This is a genomic window from Streptomyces sp. CAI-85, from assembly GCF_013363615.1.
Lineage (GTDB): Bacteria > Actinomycetota > Actinomycetes > Streptomycetales > Streptomycetaceae > Streptomyces > Streptomyces antibioticus_B.
In genome coordinates, this window is sequence record NZ_JAANNX010000062.1 from 14,017 (window position 1) to 29,570 (window position 15,554).

The following is a 15,554-nucleotide window of genomic DNA, read 5'->3' on the forward strand; positions in this document are numbered from 1 at the left end:
TTGCACGGGTCTGTACCTTCCTGTCGGGATTGAGTGAGTGAGCGTCACCGTAGCGGCGTGTGGCGTGCCTCACGTCCGCTACGGCGAGATTGCGGACCGCTACTCGCCGTCCTCGGGCGGGACGATCCGGAACCGGGCGCGGACGGCCGTCCCCTCGCGGGCGGGCCGGTACGAGACCGGTGTCGCGGTCGAGGGCTCGGCCGCCTCGACGAGCGCCTCGGTGAGACGCTGCACGGTCTCCTCGGGGCCGGTGAGGATCACCTCGACCAGGCCGTCCGGCAAGGGCGCAGGCCCCGTGAGCAGCGGCCGGAAGGCGTTGTGCACGGCGTCGTACGCGTCCGTGTCGACGGCGTTCTCGCCGAGCTCGCCGACCAGGGCGCGCAGTCTGCCCGCCACGACGGACGGGCTCGGGCCGATGTCGTCGAAGGTGGGGCGGGCGAGGACGTCGAGGACGTCGTCGACGTCGACGCGGGGCCGACGGCCGGGCGGGGTGGCGCTGCGCGCCTCGGCAACGGCGAGGTCGAGTGCGGCGGCGAGCTGCGCGTCGTAATGCTCGTCCTCGGCGCGCAGCTCCTCGCGGATCTTCCGCCCGCGCGGGTGCAGTCGGGTGTACAGGTACAGGCTCAACCGGCTCATCGCGTCACCACTCCCCCGAGCCGGGCGGGTACGGGGCGACCCGTCCGCAGTAGTGACACACGTTCGCCTCGCCCTGGTCCGGAGTCGTCCGGTCGACGGTCGCACCGAGGCACCGCTCGCACTCGCCACGCTCCAGCACGGGGCCGCGCCCGGCCACGCACCCGGGGCAGGTGTGGCCGGCCTCGCCGTGCTCCCACCCGGCCTCGCGGGCCGCGTCCTCGGTCGTCCTTCCCTCGGGCAGGCCGAGCGGCTCCAGGAACACCGCGAGGCAGTCCTCGCGGTCGCAGGTCACGGCGTCCCGCATCATCGGCCCGGCTCCTGTCCGGCGCGGCGGACCCATGATGCGACGGTGGCGACGGTCGACCACTCCCATCCGGCAAGCCACTCGACGATGCGCCGGTCGTGCTCGCCGAGCTCGACACCGGCCTCGGCGAGGACCGCCAGGAGCGCGGCGCCCTGCTCGGCGTCGGAGTGGACGCCGCGCGGACTGGTCTCGACGGGCCCGGCCGGGACGGCGAGCTCGGGCGCCTGGTCCTGGTCGAGCTCGGCGACGACCTCGGCAAGGCCGGCGGCCCGCGCGCGGACCTCGGCACGGCTGAGCTGCTCGTCACGGGTGCGGGGCGCCCCGGCCAGCCACGGGAACGGGCGGATGCCGTCGGCCGCCTTGAACACGTCGATGGCCGTTCCCTGGGGGGCGTCCGGCAAGGGGACGACGCGGGCGCCGTGCATGGACGCCAGCATGCGGGCGCCGTGGTGCGCGCACCCGACGACGCCGGCGTTCTTCGCGTCGAGGACGGTCACGACGGGTGGCCCGTCGCACGGGGTCGGGTCCTCGGGGTGTGCGGCCGGGCAACGGCCGCGGGGGTTGTCTTCCACGATGTTCGGTCCCTTCGGTTCGGTTGGGTGGGCCGGGCGTCCGTCCCCAGGGTGGGGACAGGCGCCCGGTCGTGTGTGGGAAACGGCGGGGCCGCCACCGGGCGGGGCGACCCCGGCAGGGTCAGGCGGCGAGCAGCTCGGGGGCGTCCTGGTCCTCGACGACGACCCGGGACAGCTTCAGCGTGGGAGCGGCCGGGCGGGTCGGGATCTCGCGCCCGAGCTCGGCGAACACGGCGGCGATGGCGTCCCGGTCCCACTCGCGGCGCGAGGACTGCACCCACTTGACGGCCCATCCGTTGTAGATGCCGGTCACCGCGCGGTCGAGCGTCTTGCGCGCGGCCCTCTTGCCCCGGCTCCCCTCGTTGTAGGACTCGCGGGCGATCTCGTGAGCCTCGGCCGCCTCGGCGATCTCCTCGGCCGTAGGGGCGTCCTCGGGGTCGACGGCGGGGCCGGCCACTACGCGCTCACCCTCGGCGAGAGCGTCCTCGACGACCGTGCGGGCCTGCCGGACGGTGTCGACGACGGTGTCACGGCCTACCGTGACGATGGTGGTGACGGTGCGGGCGGCGAGTCGTGCGATGCTGAGGATCATTCCGGGACGCTCCCTTGCGACGGTGTTCCGGTACGGCGGCGACCCCCTGGCCGGGGTCGCCGTCCGCGTTTCCTGACACCCCAGACACTACACGAATACGTGTCAGAGTTTCAATGCGTTGTCACTATCGCGAGTCTGTGTCATTCTCGGGGTTCCAACCCAACCGAGGAGCAGCACCATGCCCACGACACGCACCCGCCGGAACCTCTGGCTCGACCGGACCCGGTGGGCCGCATTCCAGGACCAGGCCGCCGAGGGCCTGCTCGCCCCCGCCGTGATCCTTGATTACCTGCTCGACGGGTACGCCGACCGCACGGTCACCGTCGAGGCCGGCGGCCCCGCCCGCGAGCCGGGCCGAGGCCGCACGGTCGTCCCGCTCGCCGACGTCGTCCACCACAAGGCCAACGCCCGCGCCGAGGCCGACGGCCTGTCCCTGTCCGTCGTCTGTGACGCCCTGATCGCCGGATACCTCGACGGCACCGTCACCGTCACCGTCACCGCCGACGGCCGCACCACGGCCTGAGATGCGCGCGACGAAGGCCGGGCGCCGTCGTGTACTGTCCCGGCCTTACCTCCGCCCTCGCACAGGAGAGAGCGCATGTCAACGCAGCCGCAGGTACGCCCCGAAGTCGTCACGCTGCTCGCCGATGTGGCCATTGACCCGCAGCAGCACTACAGCACATGGACCCACCGCGACGGCCGCCCCCTCGCGCCCGACGAGGTCGACCTTGTCGGGTCGTCCACCCGCGCCGAGCTTGAGACGATGATCGCCTACGCGGAGCGGGCCGTGGCGTACGAACTGGAGGTGACAGAGGCTGGCGAGCGGATCATCGAGCTGACCAAGCCCTATTTCGCCAGACTGCCCGCAGGGTCCGTGATCAGAGATGTGGTCCCTCTCATGTCCAGCGAGGAGCGTGAGGAACTGCAACGGCTCGCCGACCTGGTGGCACCCGACGGGACGCTCGTTTTTTAGGACTCTCGACACAGCGACGCCCGGCCCCGCCCCCGTGGGGCCGGGCGTCGCTGTGTCCGGTCGGGAGTGGGGCCAAGCCGTTCCCGGCCGTCTCGAAAGCATGGTTACGAGACGGGGGGTGGGGGTGGCGTGCCCGGTGACGAAACCGCAGCTCGGCCAGTCTCGAAAGTTGGTCTCAGAAATGCGTCTTAAAACCCCCATCACGGCGTCAAGAACTGAGACACTGCCGTCATGGATCTCGGATACGCCCGCGTGAGTACGACCGCACAGGACCTCACCCGGCAACTCGACCGTCTCGCCGCCGAGGGAATCCCTCCCGAGCGGATCTACGTCGACAAACGGACCGGCGCCAACATGCAGCGCGAGGGCCTCGACGCGCTGCTCGACTACGCCCGGCCCGGCGACAGGATCAACGTCCTCACCCTCGACCGCCTCGGCCGGAACATGCGCGAGGTGCTCAACCTCGCCCACGACCTCACCGAGCGCGGGATCACCTTCCGCACGCTCGGCGACTCCCTGCCGGTCGACACCAGCAACCCGGGCCCCGGCACCGACATGGCTATCGCCATGCTCGCGATGTTCGCGCAGATGGAACGCACGTACATGCTGGAGCGGGCCGCCGGGGCGCGGGCCGCCAAGGAAGCGCGCGGCCTGCCGCAGGGCCGTCCGTCCAAGCTGACGGCGGCACAACGGGGGCGCCTGCTGGTGGCATGGGAACACCGGGTGCCCGAGACGCGTCCCGAAGAGATCGCCGCTGACTACGGGGTCAGCCGCGCCACGCTGTACCGCGAGATCGCACGGGCCCGCGAGGAACGCGAGGTCGCGCAGATCGGCGCCGCCGAGGTCGAGCTCGTCCTCGCAGACAACGGCGACGACTCCGTGCCCGGACAGCTCGGCGTGCCGCTCGACGACGACCAGGCGAAGAAGGGCGGGCAGTGAGCACCGCCGACAGCCTGCCCGAGCTCGCGCTCGTCGAGGCGCCCGAGCTGCTGCTCGCCGCCCCGACGCACGTCTACGTCGTCACGCACTCGGGCCTCAACGCGGGGAAGGTCGGGATCTCCGGGAGGGTCGAGGGCGCGCGCATCGCGGCCCATCTGCGGGCCGGGTGGCTGCTCTACCGGGCGCTGCTGCTTCCCGACAGGGATGCCGCCGTGGCCGTCGAGGCTGCCACGTTGGCCGAGCTCGGGAACGCCCGGGGATACGTCGCCCCCGAGGACATGAGGCAGGGCGGAAGCAGTGAGACCGTCGACCTGTCTCGCGTGTCGGCGCCCGAGCTGTGGCGCATGGTGTGCAGGCACGCCGACGCTGTCCCGGCACCGAGGGCGCCCGAGCCGGACGCCGTGGTTCTCTACCTGGCCAGCAACCACGTTGAGTTGCTCGCGGTCGGTTTCGTCGAACCGGCGTCCTGGCCGGGAACGCGCCGCGTGCTGCGGGCCAATAGGTGGCGCCTCGAAGCAGGCAAGGTGAGCCCAGACCGGGCGCGGGCCGCAGTGGACGCCGTTGCCGTGTTCGCCGACCAACAGGGCTACCGAGTCGACCCCTACGCCCCCGAACGGTCCCCCTCGTACAGCTCGTACAGCCTTCCGTTCCTTTCGTCCGCCGCCGCGCACGCCAGTGCCCGAGCCGTCGTCGAGGGTGTGCTCGGCGCCGCGCTGCACCACGACGACGAGTAGGCCGGCCACCCCGTCCGCCACCGGTCGGCCGGTCCGTCGTTGAGCAGCTCGGCAGGTCGAGACGTCGGGGCCCGCCGAGGGCGCGGGCGATCTCTCATCCCCCTTGCTCCGCATACTGGCGTCGCTCGGCCCGCCCCTCTGGTGCTCTCAGAGGGGCGGGCCGTTCTGCTGCGCCCGGTCGGCGAGGACGTCGAGGACGGCGCGTGCGGCCGTTCTGCAGAGCGCACAGACATCGCCGTGCGCGTACCCCTCGGCGCGGGCCTGGTCCTGGTCGGCGCGGCCTATCTGCACTGCGCAGTCGACGCAGGCCGGGCCGGTGGGGAACCAGTAGCCGACGGCCCGGCAGGTATCGCACACGGGGCGGATGCCCCCGTTGTACGCCTCACCGGATGGGGCGCCGGTACTGGTCGGCAACGCTTCCGTTCGACCACCGCAGCGAGCCGTCGGTGTTGTGCGTGAAGCCGATCCCGAGCCGTACGCCGCCCGGCTTCCCCGCCTGTGCTTCTTCGACCTGCCGGGCGAGGGTGTCGAGGGCGGCGGCGGCCTCCCGCATCAGGCGCACCAGGCTTCCAGCCGCGTCTACCGGGCTCGCGTCCGGCATGCCCGTGATCACCCCGAGCAGCTCGTCGGCCGTCATGTCCGGCTTGATCGCGCCGTCCTGTTCCACGTTGGCGAGCAGGCCGCCGAGGGCCCGCCGTACGCGCTGCGGGTCGGCCGTCATCGCACCACATCCCATCCGTCCGGGCCGGGGTGACGGCCGCGGGTTTCCCTCACCGGCCCGGCTCCGGGCTGATGTACGGCACCAACTTGAGGGCGAGGTAGACCGAGGCGTCGAGGCGGCCCGGCGAGGTCCCTGTCGCCGAGGGGGCCCACGTCGACCATTCGAGCTCTAGCTCGGGGAGCGGGCGGACCAGGCGCACCATGTCCTCGACGATCATCTGTGCCACGGGTTCCGCGCGGATGTGCTTGCCCTGCCGGGCCGTGACCTCGACGACGTAGGGGGAGTGCCGGGCCCGCACCCTGCCCTCGGCGGCGAGCGACCGCCACGCAAGGTTGATCATGCGGCGGGGCATGTCGCCCCCGTAGTTCCGCTCGACGACGACCGTGTCCGCGTTCGTCTCGGCCGCGAGCAGGCAGGCTTTCCGCGCCCACTCCTCCGAGCTCATCCGCCCGGACCAGTCGTGTGTCAGGTAGAGCCGGTGGTCAGTTCCGGCGAACCCGGCGATCAGGCCGGCCTCATCCTTCCCGCCGCCCGACGGGTCGACGGCGACCGCGCGTTGTACCGCCCCCGGCAGGACGTGACCGAACGGCACGCGCCGCTCGACGAGCAGCGAGGCCGGTACGAGCGCGCCCTCGCCCGCCGTGGGCGAGCACATGTAGAGCGCCTGCCAGTCGCGGGGGATCGTCGTGGCGTCGCGCTGCGCCTCCCAATGCGCGCGTGCCCCGGCGACGTCGTCCTCGGCGATCTGCGGGTGCGGCAGGGGATCGCCGGGTGCCCGGCCGAGCGGGTCGCCCTCGACCGCGTACGCGGGCAACTCCAGCACCCGCCACCGGCCGCCGTCCTCGATGCGGCCCTCGCGGTCGAGCAGCATCCCCGCGAGGTCGGACGGGTGCCACCGGGTCATGATCAGGCAGGCCGAGGCGCCGGGGGCGAGCCGGGACGTCAGGACCGAGCTCCACCACTTCCACACCCGCGCGCGCATCACCTTGGAGTCGGCGTGCTCGCGGTCCTTGTGGGGGTCGTCGACCAGGGCGAGCGAGGCCGGGAAGCCGGTGAGGGACCCGCCGACGCCGACCGACCGCAGGCCGCCGCCCTGCGTCGTTCGCCAGTCCGTGACCGAGGCGGAGCCGCGCCGCAGGCCGGTGCCGAACCGGCGCCCGTGCTCGGCGAGGACGGCGCGCACCTCCCGCCCTTTCTCGCGGGCGAGGTGGTCGGCGTACGTCGAGATCACGACGCGCTGCTCGGGGTTGCACAGCAGCCACCAGGCCGGGGCGTACACCGACGCGAGCTCGGAGTTGTGGACGACCAGATCGTCACTGGTGAACGTGTGGTCGCCCTCGACCGTCAGGCACCGGCAGGGCAGCGGGCCGACCGGCTCGACGGAAACAACTTCGTCGGCCATGAGCGGCGCGTCGAACGTGCTGCGCATGGCGAAGTGGTCCGCGAGCCGGGCGGCCTTGTGGTCGGCGGCGAGAGGGATGAGCGTGCGGAACTTGGTCACTTCGTCCCGGGAGATCAGCGCGAGCCGGTACGAGAGGTGCTCGACGCCGTTGAGCTTGCCGATCTTCTGCCGGATGGTGCTCCGCATCCCGAGGCGCAGCAGCAGGTGTTGGACGTCTTCGAGTAGCGGCCGGGAAACCGAGTACAGCTCGACCAGGACGTCGGTCCGGGGGGTGCCGTCGCGGTTCTTGCCTCGCGTCGACACGGTGCCGTCACAGTCCCAGTAGCCCGCGATGAACGAGGCGATCACCTCGGGGGTGCTGCGGAACACCGCCGGGGGAACCCTCTTGGTCCGCGAGGTGCACCCGGCGAGGCCGTGTTCGGCAAGCCAGCGGCGCGGCCCGGCTGCCTGGTCTTCCTGGCGGCGGGACTTGCTCCGGAACGAGTAGAACCGGCGGACCCTGCCTGTCTCTCCACTCAGGTTCATGACGAACCCAAGGGAGTCGGCGCACTCCTGCAACCGGACTGCCATGGAGTCCGAGAAACACGTGATCGCGCAGTGGTGAGTGGTCGCCAGCTTCCCCGTGCTGCCATCGCCGACGAACGCCCCAAGCAGGTACGCGGCGTCAGCGGTGAGCGCCGAGTCGGGCTCGTAGGCCGGGGAGGGCACCGAGGCGACCGAGGCACCCGGCACCAGATCGGCCGCCTTCACCCAGCCGTCCGGGGTCAGGAACGGGTGGTCGGTTGCGGCGACGGTCTCGCGGCCCGCATAGGTGGTGATCTTCACGCACGGCAAATCGCCCTGTACGTGCACCGCTTGCACCCGTCGAGGGCGTCCCTCATGCGTGATCACGGTCTCGCCGACGCGGACGTCTTCGATCGGCTTACGGGAGCCGTCCCCCATCAAGATCATGGATCGATCATAGACAGGCTTTCCAACCTGCGGGGGACAAGTGACTAGCAGTCGTTCGCCGTGCCCGTTGGCCATGTCCGACCAGGCCCGCGAGATCAGCCTGTGATGCGCGCGCACCTGGTAGTGCCGAGGGCGCGCCCACATGGCCAGAGTGAGCGGCGAGTGCAGTGCCGCCGACTCCAGCCGGTGGGCCGTGTCCGGGTCGACCCGGGCGGCCGGCGCCTTCACCGGTCGTCCTCGACGAGCTGCTCGTCGTCCTGGTCGTCGCCGTCGTCCTGGTCGTCGCCGTCGAGCAGGGCCTCGATGCTGACGAGCCCTCGGGTACGGGGTCGGCGCGCAGAGGCGGCCGTTCCGGCGTCCTGCTCGGCAGCGGCACCCGCGGATTCCGTCCGTGCCTGTAGGTCGAGGGCGATCTCGCCGAGCATCCGCGCGAGGGTCTCGCCGTGGCGCCCGTGTTCTTGGTCCTGTTCCAGTAGCTCGGACGACGCCGACCCGCCGCCGTCCGCCACCGGGGCCGGGACGCCGAAGCTGAGCAGGGCGCGGGGCGCCGTCACCTCGAAATGCTTCTTCGTGAGGTCACCGGCCGCGCGCAGCAGGTCGGCAGGCTTGAGCTCGGTCGACCCTGCCTCCAGTGCGAGCAGGGCGCACCGCTCGGCGAGACGGCCGAGCAGCTCGGCGTTCGTTGCCCGCTGCTCGGCATCGCGGATGCGGTACCGGCGCGTGACGACGGCGTACTCGGCATCCTCGCGCCATGCCACCCGCCGCACCCACTCACCGGCAGCAGAGGCCCGCTCGATGGTGCGCACAGACCTGATCGCTTTCACCCGCCGGTCGGCCTGCGCGCGCCTGTTCCATTCGGCGAGCAGCAGCTCGTGCGACCGGTCGGGGCCGAGCGCGTAGTACAGCGCGAACAGCTCGGCGTCGCGCGCCGACTCCCACGGCTGACGCTGCCACGGCTCGCGGTCCGGGGCATAGGTCACAGCCATACCGACATCCCTCCGTCAGTTCACCGACAGGCGGGCTACGCCGCCGTAGCTGCGGGGTCTTCCGCTGTATCCCCGGGGTCCGAACGGTCCCTCGCGCGGGCCGAGTTACCGCACCGGAGCGGCTCGGGGGCGACGCTGCGCCGGAGTTGTTCCATACGGCGCGGCAGCAGTTCGAGGCCCGCCTCGGTGCGCTGCGCGTTCAGCCGGCGCACCAGCCGCGAGTAGACGAGCCGCAGTTGCACGGCGGACACCGGGGTGCCGGGAAGGGCGGGCATGCCGTGCGTGGGGGTGCCGCCGCCGCGCACGACCACCCACAGAGCCTCGGGGGGTGCCCCTTGCAGGCCGCCGACGAGCTGCTCGCGCTGGTCGAGGTACCGGCGCATCACCGGCCGCACCCGGGCATCGAGCTCGAACACCTCGCGCGTCCCCGCGCTGCGCTGCCCGTGCTGCGGGAACCGGACGATGGCGACCTCGCGCAGGTCGGCGGACACGTCCGTGACCACCTGGTCGGCGAGCTCGCCGGACCGGGCGCCGGTCGACAGCACGACGCCGACCGCCGCCGCCGCCCGCAGTGCGGCCCGCCATCCGCCCGTGCCGGGACGCATGACGTCGGCCTCGGCGACCGCGTACCGCCACAGAGACTCGCGCATCTCGTCGGTGAGGGTCTCCCGCAGGACCACCGCCGGCCCCTCGGGGAGGCGGAGCGGGACCCCGGCGAGGGCGGCGACCCGCATGAGGACCCGGTGCCGGACGCGTTCGGTGTTGTCGGCGGCGGGCGTCGAGTGCACGTCTAGCCGTGTCGTCAGACGCCGTTCACGGGCCACTGTGAGGTAGGCCGTGACGACGTGCTCGGCGAGCAGCTCGGAGAGAGAGACGCAGCCGGAAACCGGGAGATATCCGGCGTCCATGGCGCGGGTGAGCTCGCCGAGCACCATGCGGTACTGCCGGGCCTGCGAGGGGCTTGTCGCCGCTGCACAGAGCCGCTCGACGACTTCCTCGAACTGCGCGAGCCCCGGGCATTCCTGCCCCTGGTCCTGGTCCCGGTCGTCCATCACCACGTCCTCCCGTCAGTGTGAATAACGGTGCCGAGCGCGTCTCTGCCCCCCGCCGGGCTCGCTGGTCCCGCTCGGGGGCCGGTGCGGCCCGGCCGTGGTGCATGGCACCCTACGGGCACCAAACGCACGGCGATCGTCTCATGCGCACCACGACGTACGCGTTACCCCGGTGCCCCCTCGACCCGGCGGGCATCGCTCGGCACCGTTATTCCGAGGTTTGGCGCAGCGCTCGCTCTCTCTCGGCGGAGCCGACGGTGGGTTCGCCGGGCGTCGGACCGTGGCGCAAGGCGCCGCGTTCTCGAGAACCGGCGGACCGCCGGCACCTCCCGGCGAGGGTTGGCCGGGTCTCCTCGGGCGCGGGCCGCCGGTCGTCCGGTACCTGGGGGTGCGGCCCGGATGGCTGAAGCCGAGAGACGAGCTGCGCACGGGCATACGCCGAAGCGACGGGGGGGTGCCTCGCGCGCGCACGCGCGTGCTCTACAGACAGAAGGGGCGCATGCCCATGACCTGCGATGATGCGGCTGTAAGGTCGGGATTTCCGGGCCGTAAGGTCGGGATTTCCCGCCCTTAGCCGCACTCCAAGGGGAGGAACTCGATGCCCGCTCGACGGAACGCCGACCTGGTCCTGTACAACCGCGTTGACGGCACGGTCGTCGAGGCCCGGCCGAGGGTGGCCCACCAATTCGACGGCCGCGGATACACCCTCAGCGCGAAGGGGAGTGAGGTCCCCTTGTGGACACTCGACCTCACCGCCGTCGAGTGGGCGACGATCGAGTACCTCAAGGATCAGGGCGGTGCGCACGCCCCCGTACGGCTCACCCCCGCGCGGCTCGCCGCCGAGCTGCGGACGACGCCGACGACGGCGAAAGCGTCGTTGACGCGCCTGGTCAAGCTCGGGCTACTGCTAAAGCCGAGCCCGAGGGCGGGCGCCTACCAGCTGACACCCCGGCGATGGTGGGAAGGGGCGGGCAGTACGCAGGTGACCGCGTGCGCACACCTCGACCCGCCGCGCGTCGTCCCGGACGAACGTGCGCTCGCGCACGCGGCCAAGCCGGTGCGAGGCGCCGCGCGAAAGAGCCGGCGGCCCGTGGGGCTGAAGCTGGTGAACATCGCCGAGCTGCTCGACGGATGACCCGGCCCGGGTACACGTGACTGTCGGTCCCGTGCGGTGTGCTGTGTGTATGCACCAGGACTTTCAGGGCGTCGGCTACGTCGAGCAGCTCGCCGCCGAGCTCGTCGACCAGGCCGCGCTCGACGACGGCGGCCTCGGCGTCCAACTCCCGCTGTTCGACCTCGGGCAGGTCGGTGACCGGCTCGCGCACCTCGCGGGGCCGGGGCCGCTTCCCGTTGGTCCCGCTGACGCCCCGGCCCCGACGTGATGATGCCCCCGTGCGGTCCGGGTCACGACTCGCCGCGCTGCTCCTGGCCGCGCTGCTCCCGACTCTGCTCGCGCAGGTAGGCGAGCCGGTCGAGGATGCGGCGGCGCCCCTGCTCGAAGTGGTCGCGGTAGAGGTCGGCCTGCCGGGAGTCGTGAGCCCGCGTCCGGGCGTCCCACCCGTATGAGCCGGCCCACATCGCGACGTCGTCCGGGTCGGTGCCGGTGAGCTCGGCTACCCGGCCGAGGTCGCGGAAGCGCGGGGCGACTGAGGCGTACAGCCGCCAGGCGGCGAACGCGGCGGCGGGCTCGTCATCGAGCTGCTCGTCGTCGCGGGGGAACGGGTCGGGGAGTGGCACGGGCACCTGCCTGTAGGTCGAGGCGCTGAGCGTCCGTCTGACGGCCTGCCAGTGGATCTATGGTCCCATCTGGCCCCGACATGGGTGAACGGCCGCCAGACGGCGAACGGGGGCCGCCGTGGGCGATCTGTGCGTGATCGCTACGGCGGCCCCCGAGGGGTGATGCCGGTCTCAGTCCTGCGCGTCGTCCGGGTCGAGGAGTCGATGTGCGAGGAACAGAGCGTCTGCGAGGGCGCTTGCGGCCCGGCGCGCGGCGAGGATCGCACTGTTCGCCGGGCTACCGAGGCTCCCCAAAGGAACGATCGCCTTCCTGTCGAAATCCTCTCCGGAGCCAATGAGTCCGGCCTCGACGAGGCTTTCGACGTCGAGCTCGACGCCGGGGTTCAACGAGCGGATGATGGCCGCGCGCACGTCCTCTTCGAGGACCATGGCGAGTCCGGCGGCGGAGTGGAGCGCCGCGGAAAGGCCGGCGGCGTCCCGGGCCGCGTTCACGACCTCGTGCCCTACCAGGGTGTTCCGGTCGGTGAGGGGTTGCTGGTCAGTCATGACGTCCTCTCGGTGGGGTGTGATCAGGCAGTACGTGCGGCGGGCGGCGTGTCAGTCGGACGCCATGTCCTTGAAGCGCGAGTAGTGCCCTTGGAACCCGGCGGTCACCGTGGCGGTTGGGCCGTTGCGATGCTTGGCGATGATGAGGTCGGCCTCGCCCGCGCGCGGTGACTCCTTCTCGTAGGCGTCCTCGCGGTGCAGCAGGATGACCATGTCGGCGTCCTGCTCGATGGCGCCGGACTCCCGCAGGTCGGACAGGACGGGCTTTTTCTCGGTGCGTTGTTCGGTGCCCCGGTTGAGCTGGGACAGGGCGATGACGGGGATCTGGAGTTCCTTGGCGAGCAGCTTGAGCGTGCGGGACATGTCCGCGACTTCCTGCTGTCGGGTCTCGGGCCGCCGGGTGCCGCCGGACTGCATGAGTTGCAGGTAGTCGACGACTAGCAGGTCAAGGCCCCGTTGCTGAGCGATGCGCCGGGCCCGCGAACGGATCTCCATGCAGCTGAGGTTCGGTGAGTCGTCGATGATCAGCGGGGCGGCCTCGATGCTGGGGGTCCGCTCGACCATGCGGCCGAGGTCGGTTTCGGTGACGCCGCCGTTGCGGATGTGGTGGAGCGCGACCTGACACTCGGCGGAGTACAGGCGTTCGGTGATCTCCTCGCGGGACATTTCCAGGCTGAAGAACGCGGTGGTCTTGTCGTGGGTGATCGCCGCCGAGCGCGCGAAGTCGAGGGCGAGCGTGGACTTGCCCATGGCGGGCCGCGCACCGATGACGATCAGTTGTCCCGGCTGGAGTCCGCCGGTCAGGCTGTCGAGGTCGGTAAGGCCGGTGAGGATGCCGGTAGGCCCGGTGTCGCCGTTCATGCGGCGTTCGAGGCGGTCCCAGAACGGGGCGACGTCCTCGCGGACGGCCGCGTACCCGGCGGACTGGTCACGGCCCTTGAGTGCGTCGAGGACTTCCGACTCGACCCGGCCCACGATCTCGTCGAGGTCGCCCTCGCCCGCGTAGCCGAGCTGGGAGATGCGCACGCCGGCCTCGGTGAGGCGGCGCAGCACGGCTTTCTCGTGGACGATCTCGGCGTAGTACTCGGCGTTCGCCGCTGTCGGCACCGTCTGGACAAGGGCGTGCAGGTAGGCCGCTCCGCCGACTTTGTTGATCTCGCCGCGCTTGGTGAGCTCGGCAGCAACGGTGATGGGGTCGGCCGGCTCGCCCTGGCCGTACAGGTGCAGGATCGCCTGGTGGATCGTCTCGTGCGCGGGCTTGTAGTAGTCCCTCAGCTGCATGGGGCCGTCGATGACGTCCTCGATGGCGTCCTTCGACAGCAGCATGCCACCGAGGACGGACCCCTCGGCGGGGAGGTCCTGCGGGGGGATGCGGTTGAAGTCTTCCCGGCCGGGGCGGTCGGCGTCGTCCTGGCCGTCGTAGGCGTCGAGGTCGGCGGGTGCGAAGCTGTTCATGGGAGTTCCCTGGTTGGTGCTCTGTGCGGCGGCCGGATTCTTAGCGGGATCGGCCGCCGCAGTCGTGTTCGGGGCGGGGAGGGTCAGGCGGACATGCCCGCGCGGAGCCGGGCGAGGAGTCCGGAGCCGTCGACCGGCGCCGGGTCCTCGGTCCGGTCGTCCTCGCGGATGGCGGCGACACGGGCGGCCTTGATGCACAGCGGGCAGTCGCCCGCGTCGTAGACCCGGTGCTGAGTGCACTTGTCTGCCCCGGGTCGGGCCGAGCTCTTGGCGCTCTCGGTGACGGCGAGGGCGGCGAGCAGGGTCTTAGGTTCGAGGTGCCGGGCGTACAGGGTGGACACCGCGCCGGGGTTCCGGATCTCGCCGAGGTTCACCATGCGGTCGAGGTGTGCGCGGACCTGGTCGGGGGTCATCCCCAGGGCGGCGGCCCGGAGGATGCCGGGCAGTACGCGGGCGACGTCGGCCTTGCTCGTCACGTGGGGAAGCGACAGGGCGAATGCCTCGGCGTCGGCCTGGTCGAGCTGCTGCTCGGGCTGCTCCTGGTCCTCGACGACGTCACTCTCGCGCTGCTGTGGGACGCCGACGGGCGGGGGGACTTGCAGTTCCCCCGCGTCAACGGCGGCGAGCTCCCGGTCGTCCTCGCGCGCAGCGCTGCTCTCTCTCCCCTCGGTCACGTCCTTGGGCTCGTCACCCGTGGGCACCATGTGACCAGAGAGAGAGTCTTTAACAACAGTCTTCTTCCTAATAGAGCCGCCGCCTGACCGACGGTCGGTCGACCGACCGTCGGTAATGCAGCGGTCGGTCCCACCTGCGGTTTCTTCCTCCTTAGCGACGTTTCCGCAGGTCGGACCGACCGCCGGAATCCTGCGGCCGGTCGCGGCCCTGTTTTCGGCCCTCGGGTCGAGGTGCGCGGGCTCGATACGGACGGCCCGCACGTTGCCCTCAGCGATGATCGCGGCGAGCTGCTCGCCGACCCATTCGCGGTCGATGGGCACCGTGTCGGCGATGACCTCGGTGCGCCACGCTCCGCCCCGGCGCTCGCCGTCACTGGCCTGCTGCTGGATCTTGAACTTGACGACGTACGCGTCCGCGACCAGTGAGCGCATGGCCTTTTCGAGCGACGCGCGTCCCTCGTCGTGCGTCTCGGCGAGGCCCTCGACGGTGATGTCGGCGCCGTCCTTGGCGCGCACCATGGTCAGGAGCAGACCCTTTGCGATCATCGACCGGATGCCGTCAACGGCTCCGTTGTCGACCTGCGTGAAGCGTGCGGGGCGTGAAGGGCGCTTCCTCACCGGGCACCCCCGGCGGGGACCAGGCCGAGCGCGGCGGCGGGACGGGCGGGGGGCGAGTCGTGCATCATGCTCGGGTCTCCAGGGGAGATAGCTCGACCGGCCCGGGGGCGGGCAGCGGTCGAGGGGTCGAGCACCCGGCCCAAAACCAGCGGTGCGGCGGCGGCCTCGGCCTCCGCGAGTGGTGCGGTACGGCGCATGCAGGTGGCTCCAATCACTCCCGCGTGCGCCATGCCGCACCCGACCGTCTCGGGGTTCGCTGGAGATCAGTTCAGCGAACCCGTACGATCAGACACAGCGATGCCGCACGCGGCCTCTGGAGCCCGGTCCCCCAGTCCGCCAAGACTTTTTGCGGGGGGTCGGGCTCTACTGCTTTCTGTCGAGCGGATCTTACGGCCGGGTGCCCTGGGGTATCCGGCCGTTCGGCTATCCGGGTGTCGCGTCGGCCGGACGCGTTGCACCACGCGGGACGGCCTTGACCGTCCACGGGGCATAGACGTCTTCCCACACCTCGATAGGGCCCTCGGATGTGTGGAACGTGGTGTTGCTGTACATGACCGGCACGCTCACGTCGTCGGGCACGTCGATGCCGAACGCGGCGAGCTCGTCGGCCGACGCGTTCCGCGACCGGAAGAACTCGTACTCGCCGCCCTCGACCGGCTCGC

General features: G+C 71.5%; 18 protein-coding genes and 2 pseudogenes. 6 read left to right on the plus strand and 14 right to left on the minus strand.

The features are described from left to right. Positions 1 to 99 precede the first annotated feature (99 nt). The 4 genes from G6W55_RS32100 to G6W55_RS32115 form a co-directional block, all read right to left on the minus strand. Positions 100 to 636, minus strand: coding sequence for a hypothetical protein (locus tag G6W55_RS32100; protein WP_175524223.1), 537 nt, complete (start codon positions 634 to 636; stop codon positions 100 to 102). A 4-nt stretch (positions 637 to 640) separates the two neighbouring features. Then, on the minus strand, positions 641 to 943 hold the full coding sequence (locus G6W55_RS32105; protein WP_175524224.1) for a hypothetical protein: 303 nt from the start codon (positions 941 to 943) through the stop codon (positions 641 to 643). Next, positions 940 to 1,512 carry a hypothetical protein gene (locus tag G6W55_RS39055; protein ID WP_254876522.1) on the minus strand — a complete coding sequence of 191 codons (573 nt, stop codon included), beginning with the start codon at positions 1,510 to 1,512 and terminating at the stop codon, positions 940 to 942. Before G6W55_RS39055 ends, G6W55_RS32105 begins: the two co-directional genes overlap by 4 nt. 121 nt (positions 1,513 to 1,633) lie before the next feature. Further along, positions 1,634 to 2,104 carry a hypothetical protein gene (locus G6W55_RS32115; RefSeq protein WP_175524225.1) on the minus strand — a complete coding sequence of 157 codons (471 nt, stop codon included), beginning with the start codon at positions 2,102 to 2,104 and terminating at the stop codon, positions 1,634 to 1,636. A gap of 178 nt (positions 2,105 to 2,282) precedes the next feature. Between G6W55_RS32115 and G6W55_RS32120 the strand changes: the two genes are divergently transcribed. The 4 genes from G6W55_RS32120 to G6W55_RS32135 all read left to right on the plus strand — a co-directional run bounded on the left by G6W55_RS32120 (position 2,283) and on the right by G6W55_RS32135 (position 4,750). Next, positions 2,283 to 2,627 carry a hypothetical protein gene (locus G6W55_RS32120; RefSeq protein WP_175524226.1) on the plus strand — a complete coding sequence of 115 codons (345 nt, stop codon included), beginning with the start codon at positions 2,283 to 2,285 and terminating at the stop codon, positions 2,625 to 2,627. A gap of 75 nt (positions 2,628 to 2,702) precedes the next feature. Then, entirely contained in the window at positions 2,703 to 3,077 is a 375-nt protein-coding gene (locus tag G6W55_RS32125) for a hypothetical protein (protein WP_175524227.1), read from the plus strand. 231 nt (positions 3,078 to 3,308) lie between these two features. After that, positions 3,309 to 4,016 (plus strand): recombinase family protein, encoded by a 708-nt coding sequence (locus tag G6W55_RS32130; RefSeq protein ID WP_175524228.1) that lies wholly within the window; start codon positions 3,309 to 3,311, stop codon positions 4,014 to 4,016. Next, complete coding sequence (locus G6W55_RS32135; protein ID WP_175524229.1) at positions 4,013 to 4,750, plus strand: hypothetical protein; 738 nt, start codon at positions 4,013 to 4,015, stop codon at positions 4,748 to 4,750. Before G6W55_RS32130 ends, G6W55_RS32135 begins: the two co-directional genes overlap by 4 nt. A gap of 147 nt (positions 4,751 to 4,897) precedes the next feature. Here the strand turns inward: G6W55_RS32135 and G6W55_RS32140 are convergent, their stop codons facing one another. The 5 genes from G6W55_RS32140 to G6W55_RS32160 form a co-directional block, all read right to left on the minus strand. Further along, positions 4,898 to 5,107, minus strand: coding sequence for a hypothetical protein (locus G6W55_RS32140; RefSeq protein ID WP_175524230.1), 210 nt, complete (start codon positions 5,105 to 5,107; stop codon positions 4,898 to 4,900). A 25-nt stretch (positions 5,108 to 5,132) separates the two neighbouring features. Beyond that, positions 5,133 to 5,471, minus strand: coding sequence for a hypothetical protein (locus G6W55_RS32145; RefSeq protein ID WP_175524231.1), 339 nt, complete (start codon positions 5,469 to 5,471; stop codon positions 5,133 to 5,135). A 49-nt stretch (positions 5,472 to 5,520) separates the two neighbouring features. Then, positions 5,521 to 7,698, minus strand: a complete 2,178-nt coding sequence (locus G6W55_RS32150; protein WP_175524232.1) for an LAGLIDADG family homing endonuclease — start codon at positions 7,696 to 7,698, stop codon at positions 5,521 to 5,523. Between the two features lie 350 nt (positions 7,699 to 8,048). Continuing rightward, positions 8,049 to 8,810, minus strand: coding sequence for a hypothetical protein (locus G6W55_RS32155; protein WP_175524233.1), 762 nt, complete (start codon positions 8,808 to 8,810; stop codon positions 8,049 to 8,051). Positions 8,811 to 8,845: 35 nt separating this feature from the next. Then, entirely contained in the window at positions 8,846 to 9,862 is a 1,017-nt protein-coding gene (locus tag G6W55_RS32160; RefSeq protein ID WP_175524234.1) for a hypothetical protein, read from the minus strand. Between the two features lie 598 nt (positions 9,863 to 10,460). Between G6W55_RS32160 and G6W55_RS32165 the strand changes: the two genes are divergently transcribed. Both G6W55_RS32165 and G6W55_RS32170 read left to right on the plus strand, forming a co-directional pair. Then, complete coding sequence (locus tag G6W55_RS32165; RefSeq protein ID WP_175524235.1) at positions 10,461 to 10,997, plus strand: helix-turn-helix domain-containing protein; 537 nt, start codon at positions 10,461 to 10,463, stop codon at positions 10,995 to 10,997. 49 nt (positions 10,998 to 11,046) lie between these two features. Beyond that, entirely contained in the window at positions 11,047 to 11,244 is a 198-nt protein-coding gene (locus tag G6W55_RS32170; RefSeq protein ID WP_175524236.1) for a hypothetical protein, read from the plus strand. A gap of 22 nt (positions 11,245 to 11,266) precedes the next feature. Here G6W55_RS32170 and G6W55_RS32175 read toward each other — a convergent pair whose 3' ends face one another. The 5 genes and pseudogenes from G6W55_RS32175 to G6W55_RS32195 form a co-directional block, all read right to left on the minus strand. Then, entirely contained in the window at positions 11,267 to 11,599 is a 333-nt protein-coding gene (locus G6W55_RS32175; protein ID WP_175524237.1) for a hypothetical protein, read from the minus strand. A 171-nt stretch (positions 11,600 to 11,770) separates the two neighbouring features. Further along, a complete protein-coding gene (locus G6W55_RS32180; protein WP_175524238.1) occupies positions 11,771 to 12,145 on the minus strand; it encodes a hypothetical protein in 375 nt (124 codons plus the stop codon). A 51-nt stretch (positions 12,146 to 12,196) separates the two neighbouring features. Beyond that, a pseudogene (dnaB, locus tag G6W55_RS32185) lies at positions 12,197 to 13,525 on the minus strand (replicative DNA helicase); the annotation flags it as partial. A gap of 158 nt (positions 13,526 to 13,683) precedes the next feature. Beyond that, positions 13,684 to 14,820: a hypothetical protein gene (locus G6W55_RS32190; RefSeq protein WP_175524240.1), complete on the minus strand. Its 1,137-nt coding sequence runs from the start codon at positions 14,818 to 14,820 to the stop codon at positions 13,684 to 13,686. 495 nt (positions 14,821 to 15,315) lie between these two features. After that, positions 15,316 to 15,554 (minus strand): annotated as a pseudogene (locus G6W55_RS32195) (hypothetical protein); the annotation flags it as partial.

Bases quoted from the DNA above. Each gene is read 5' to 3' on its own strand.
- G6W55_RS32130 (WP_175524228.1), top strand. From the start codon at position 3,309: ATGGATCTCGGATACGCCCGCGTGAGTACGACCGCACAGGACCTCACC.
- G6W55_RS32105 (WP_175524224.1), bottom strand. From the start codon at position 943: ATGATGCGGGACGCCGTGACCTGCGACCGCGAGGACTGCCTCGCGGTG.
- G6W55_RS32155 (WP_175524233.1), bottom strand. From the start codon at position 8,810: ATGGCTGTGACCTATGCCCCGGACCGCGAGCCGTGGCAGCGTCAGCCG.
- G6W55_RS32145 (WP_175524231.1), bottom strand. From the start codon at position 5,471: ATGACGGCCGACCCGCAGCGCGTACGGCGGGCCCTCGGCGGCCTGCTC.
- G6W55_RS32180 (WP_175524238.1), bottom strand. From the start codon at position 12,145: ATGACTGACCAGCAACCCCTCACCGACCGGAACACCCTGGTAGGGCAC.
- G6W55_RS32165 (WP_175524235.1), top strand. From the start codon at position 10,461: ATGCCCGCTCGACGGAACGCCGACCTGGTCCTGTACAACCGCGTTGAC.
- G6W55_RS32100 (WP_175524223.1), bottom strand. From the start codon at position 636: ATGAGCCGGTTGAGCCTGTACCTGTACACCCGACTGCACCCGCGCGGG.
- G6W55_RS32120 (WP_175524226.1), top strand. From the start codon at position 2,283: ATGCCCACGACACGCACCCGCCGGAACCTCTGGCTCGACCGGACCCGG.
- G6W55_RS32125 (WP_175524227.1), top strand. From the start codon at position 2,703: ATGTCAACGCAGCCGCAGGTACGCCCCGAAGTCGTCACGCTGCTCGCC.
- G6W55_RS32190 (WP_175524240.1), bottom strand. From the start codon at position 14,820: ATGATCGCAAAGGGTCTGCTCCTGACCATGGTGCGCGCCAAGGACGGC.
- G6W55_RS32170 (WP_175524236.1), top strand. From the start codon at position 11,047: ATGCACCAGGACTTTCAGGGCGTCGGCTACGTCGAGCAGCTCGCCGCC.
- G6W55_RS32160 (WP_175524234.1), bottom strand. From the start codon at position 9,862: ATGGACGACCGGGACCAGGACCAGGGGCAGGAATGCCCGGGGCTCGCG.
- G6W55_RS32115 (WP_175524225.1), bottom strand. From the start codon at position 2,104: ATGATCCTCAGCATCGCACGACTCGCCGCCCGCACCGTCACCACCATC.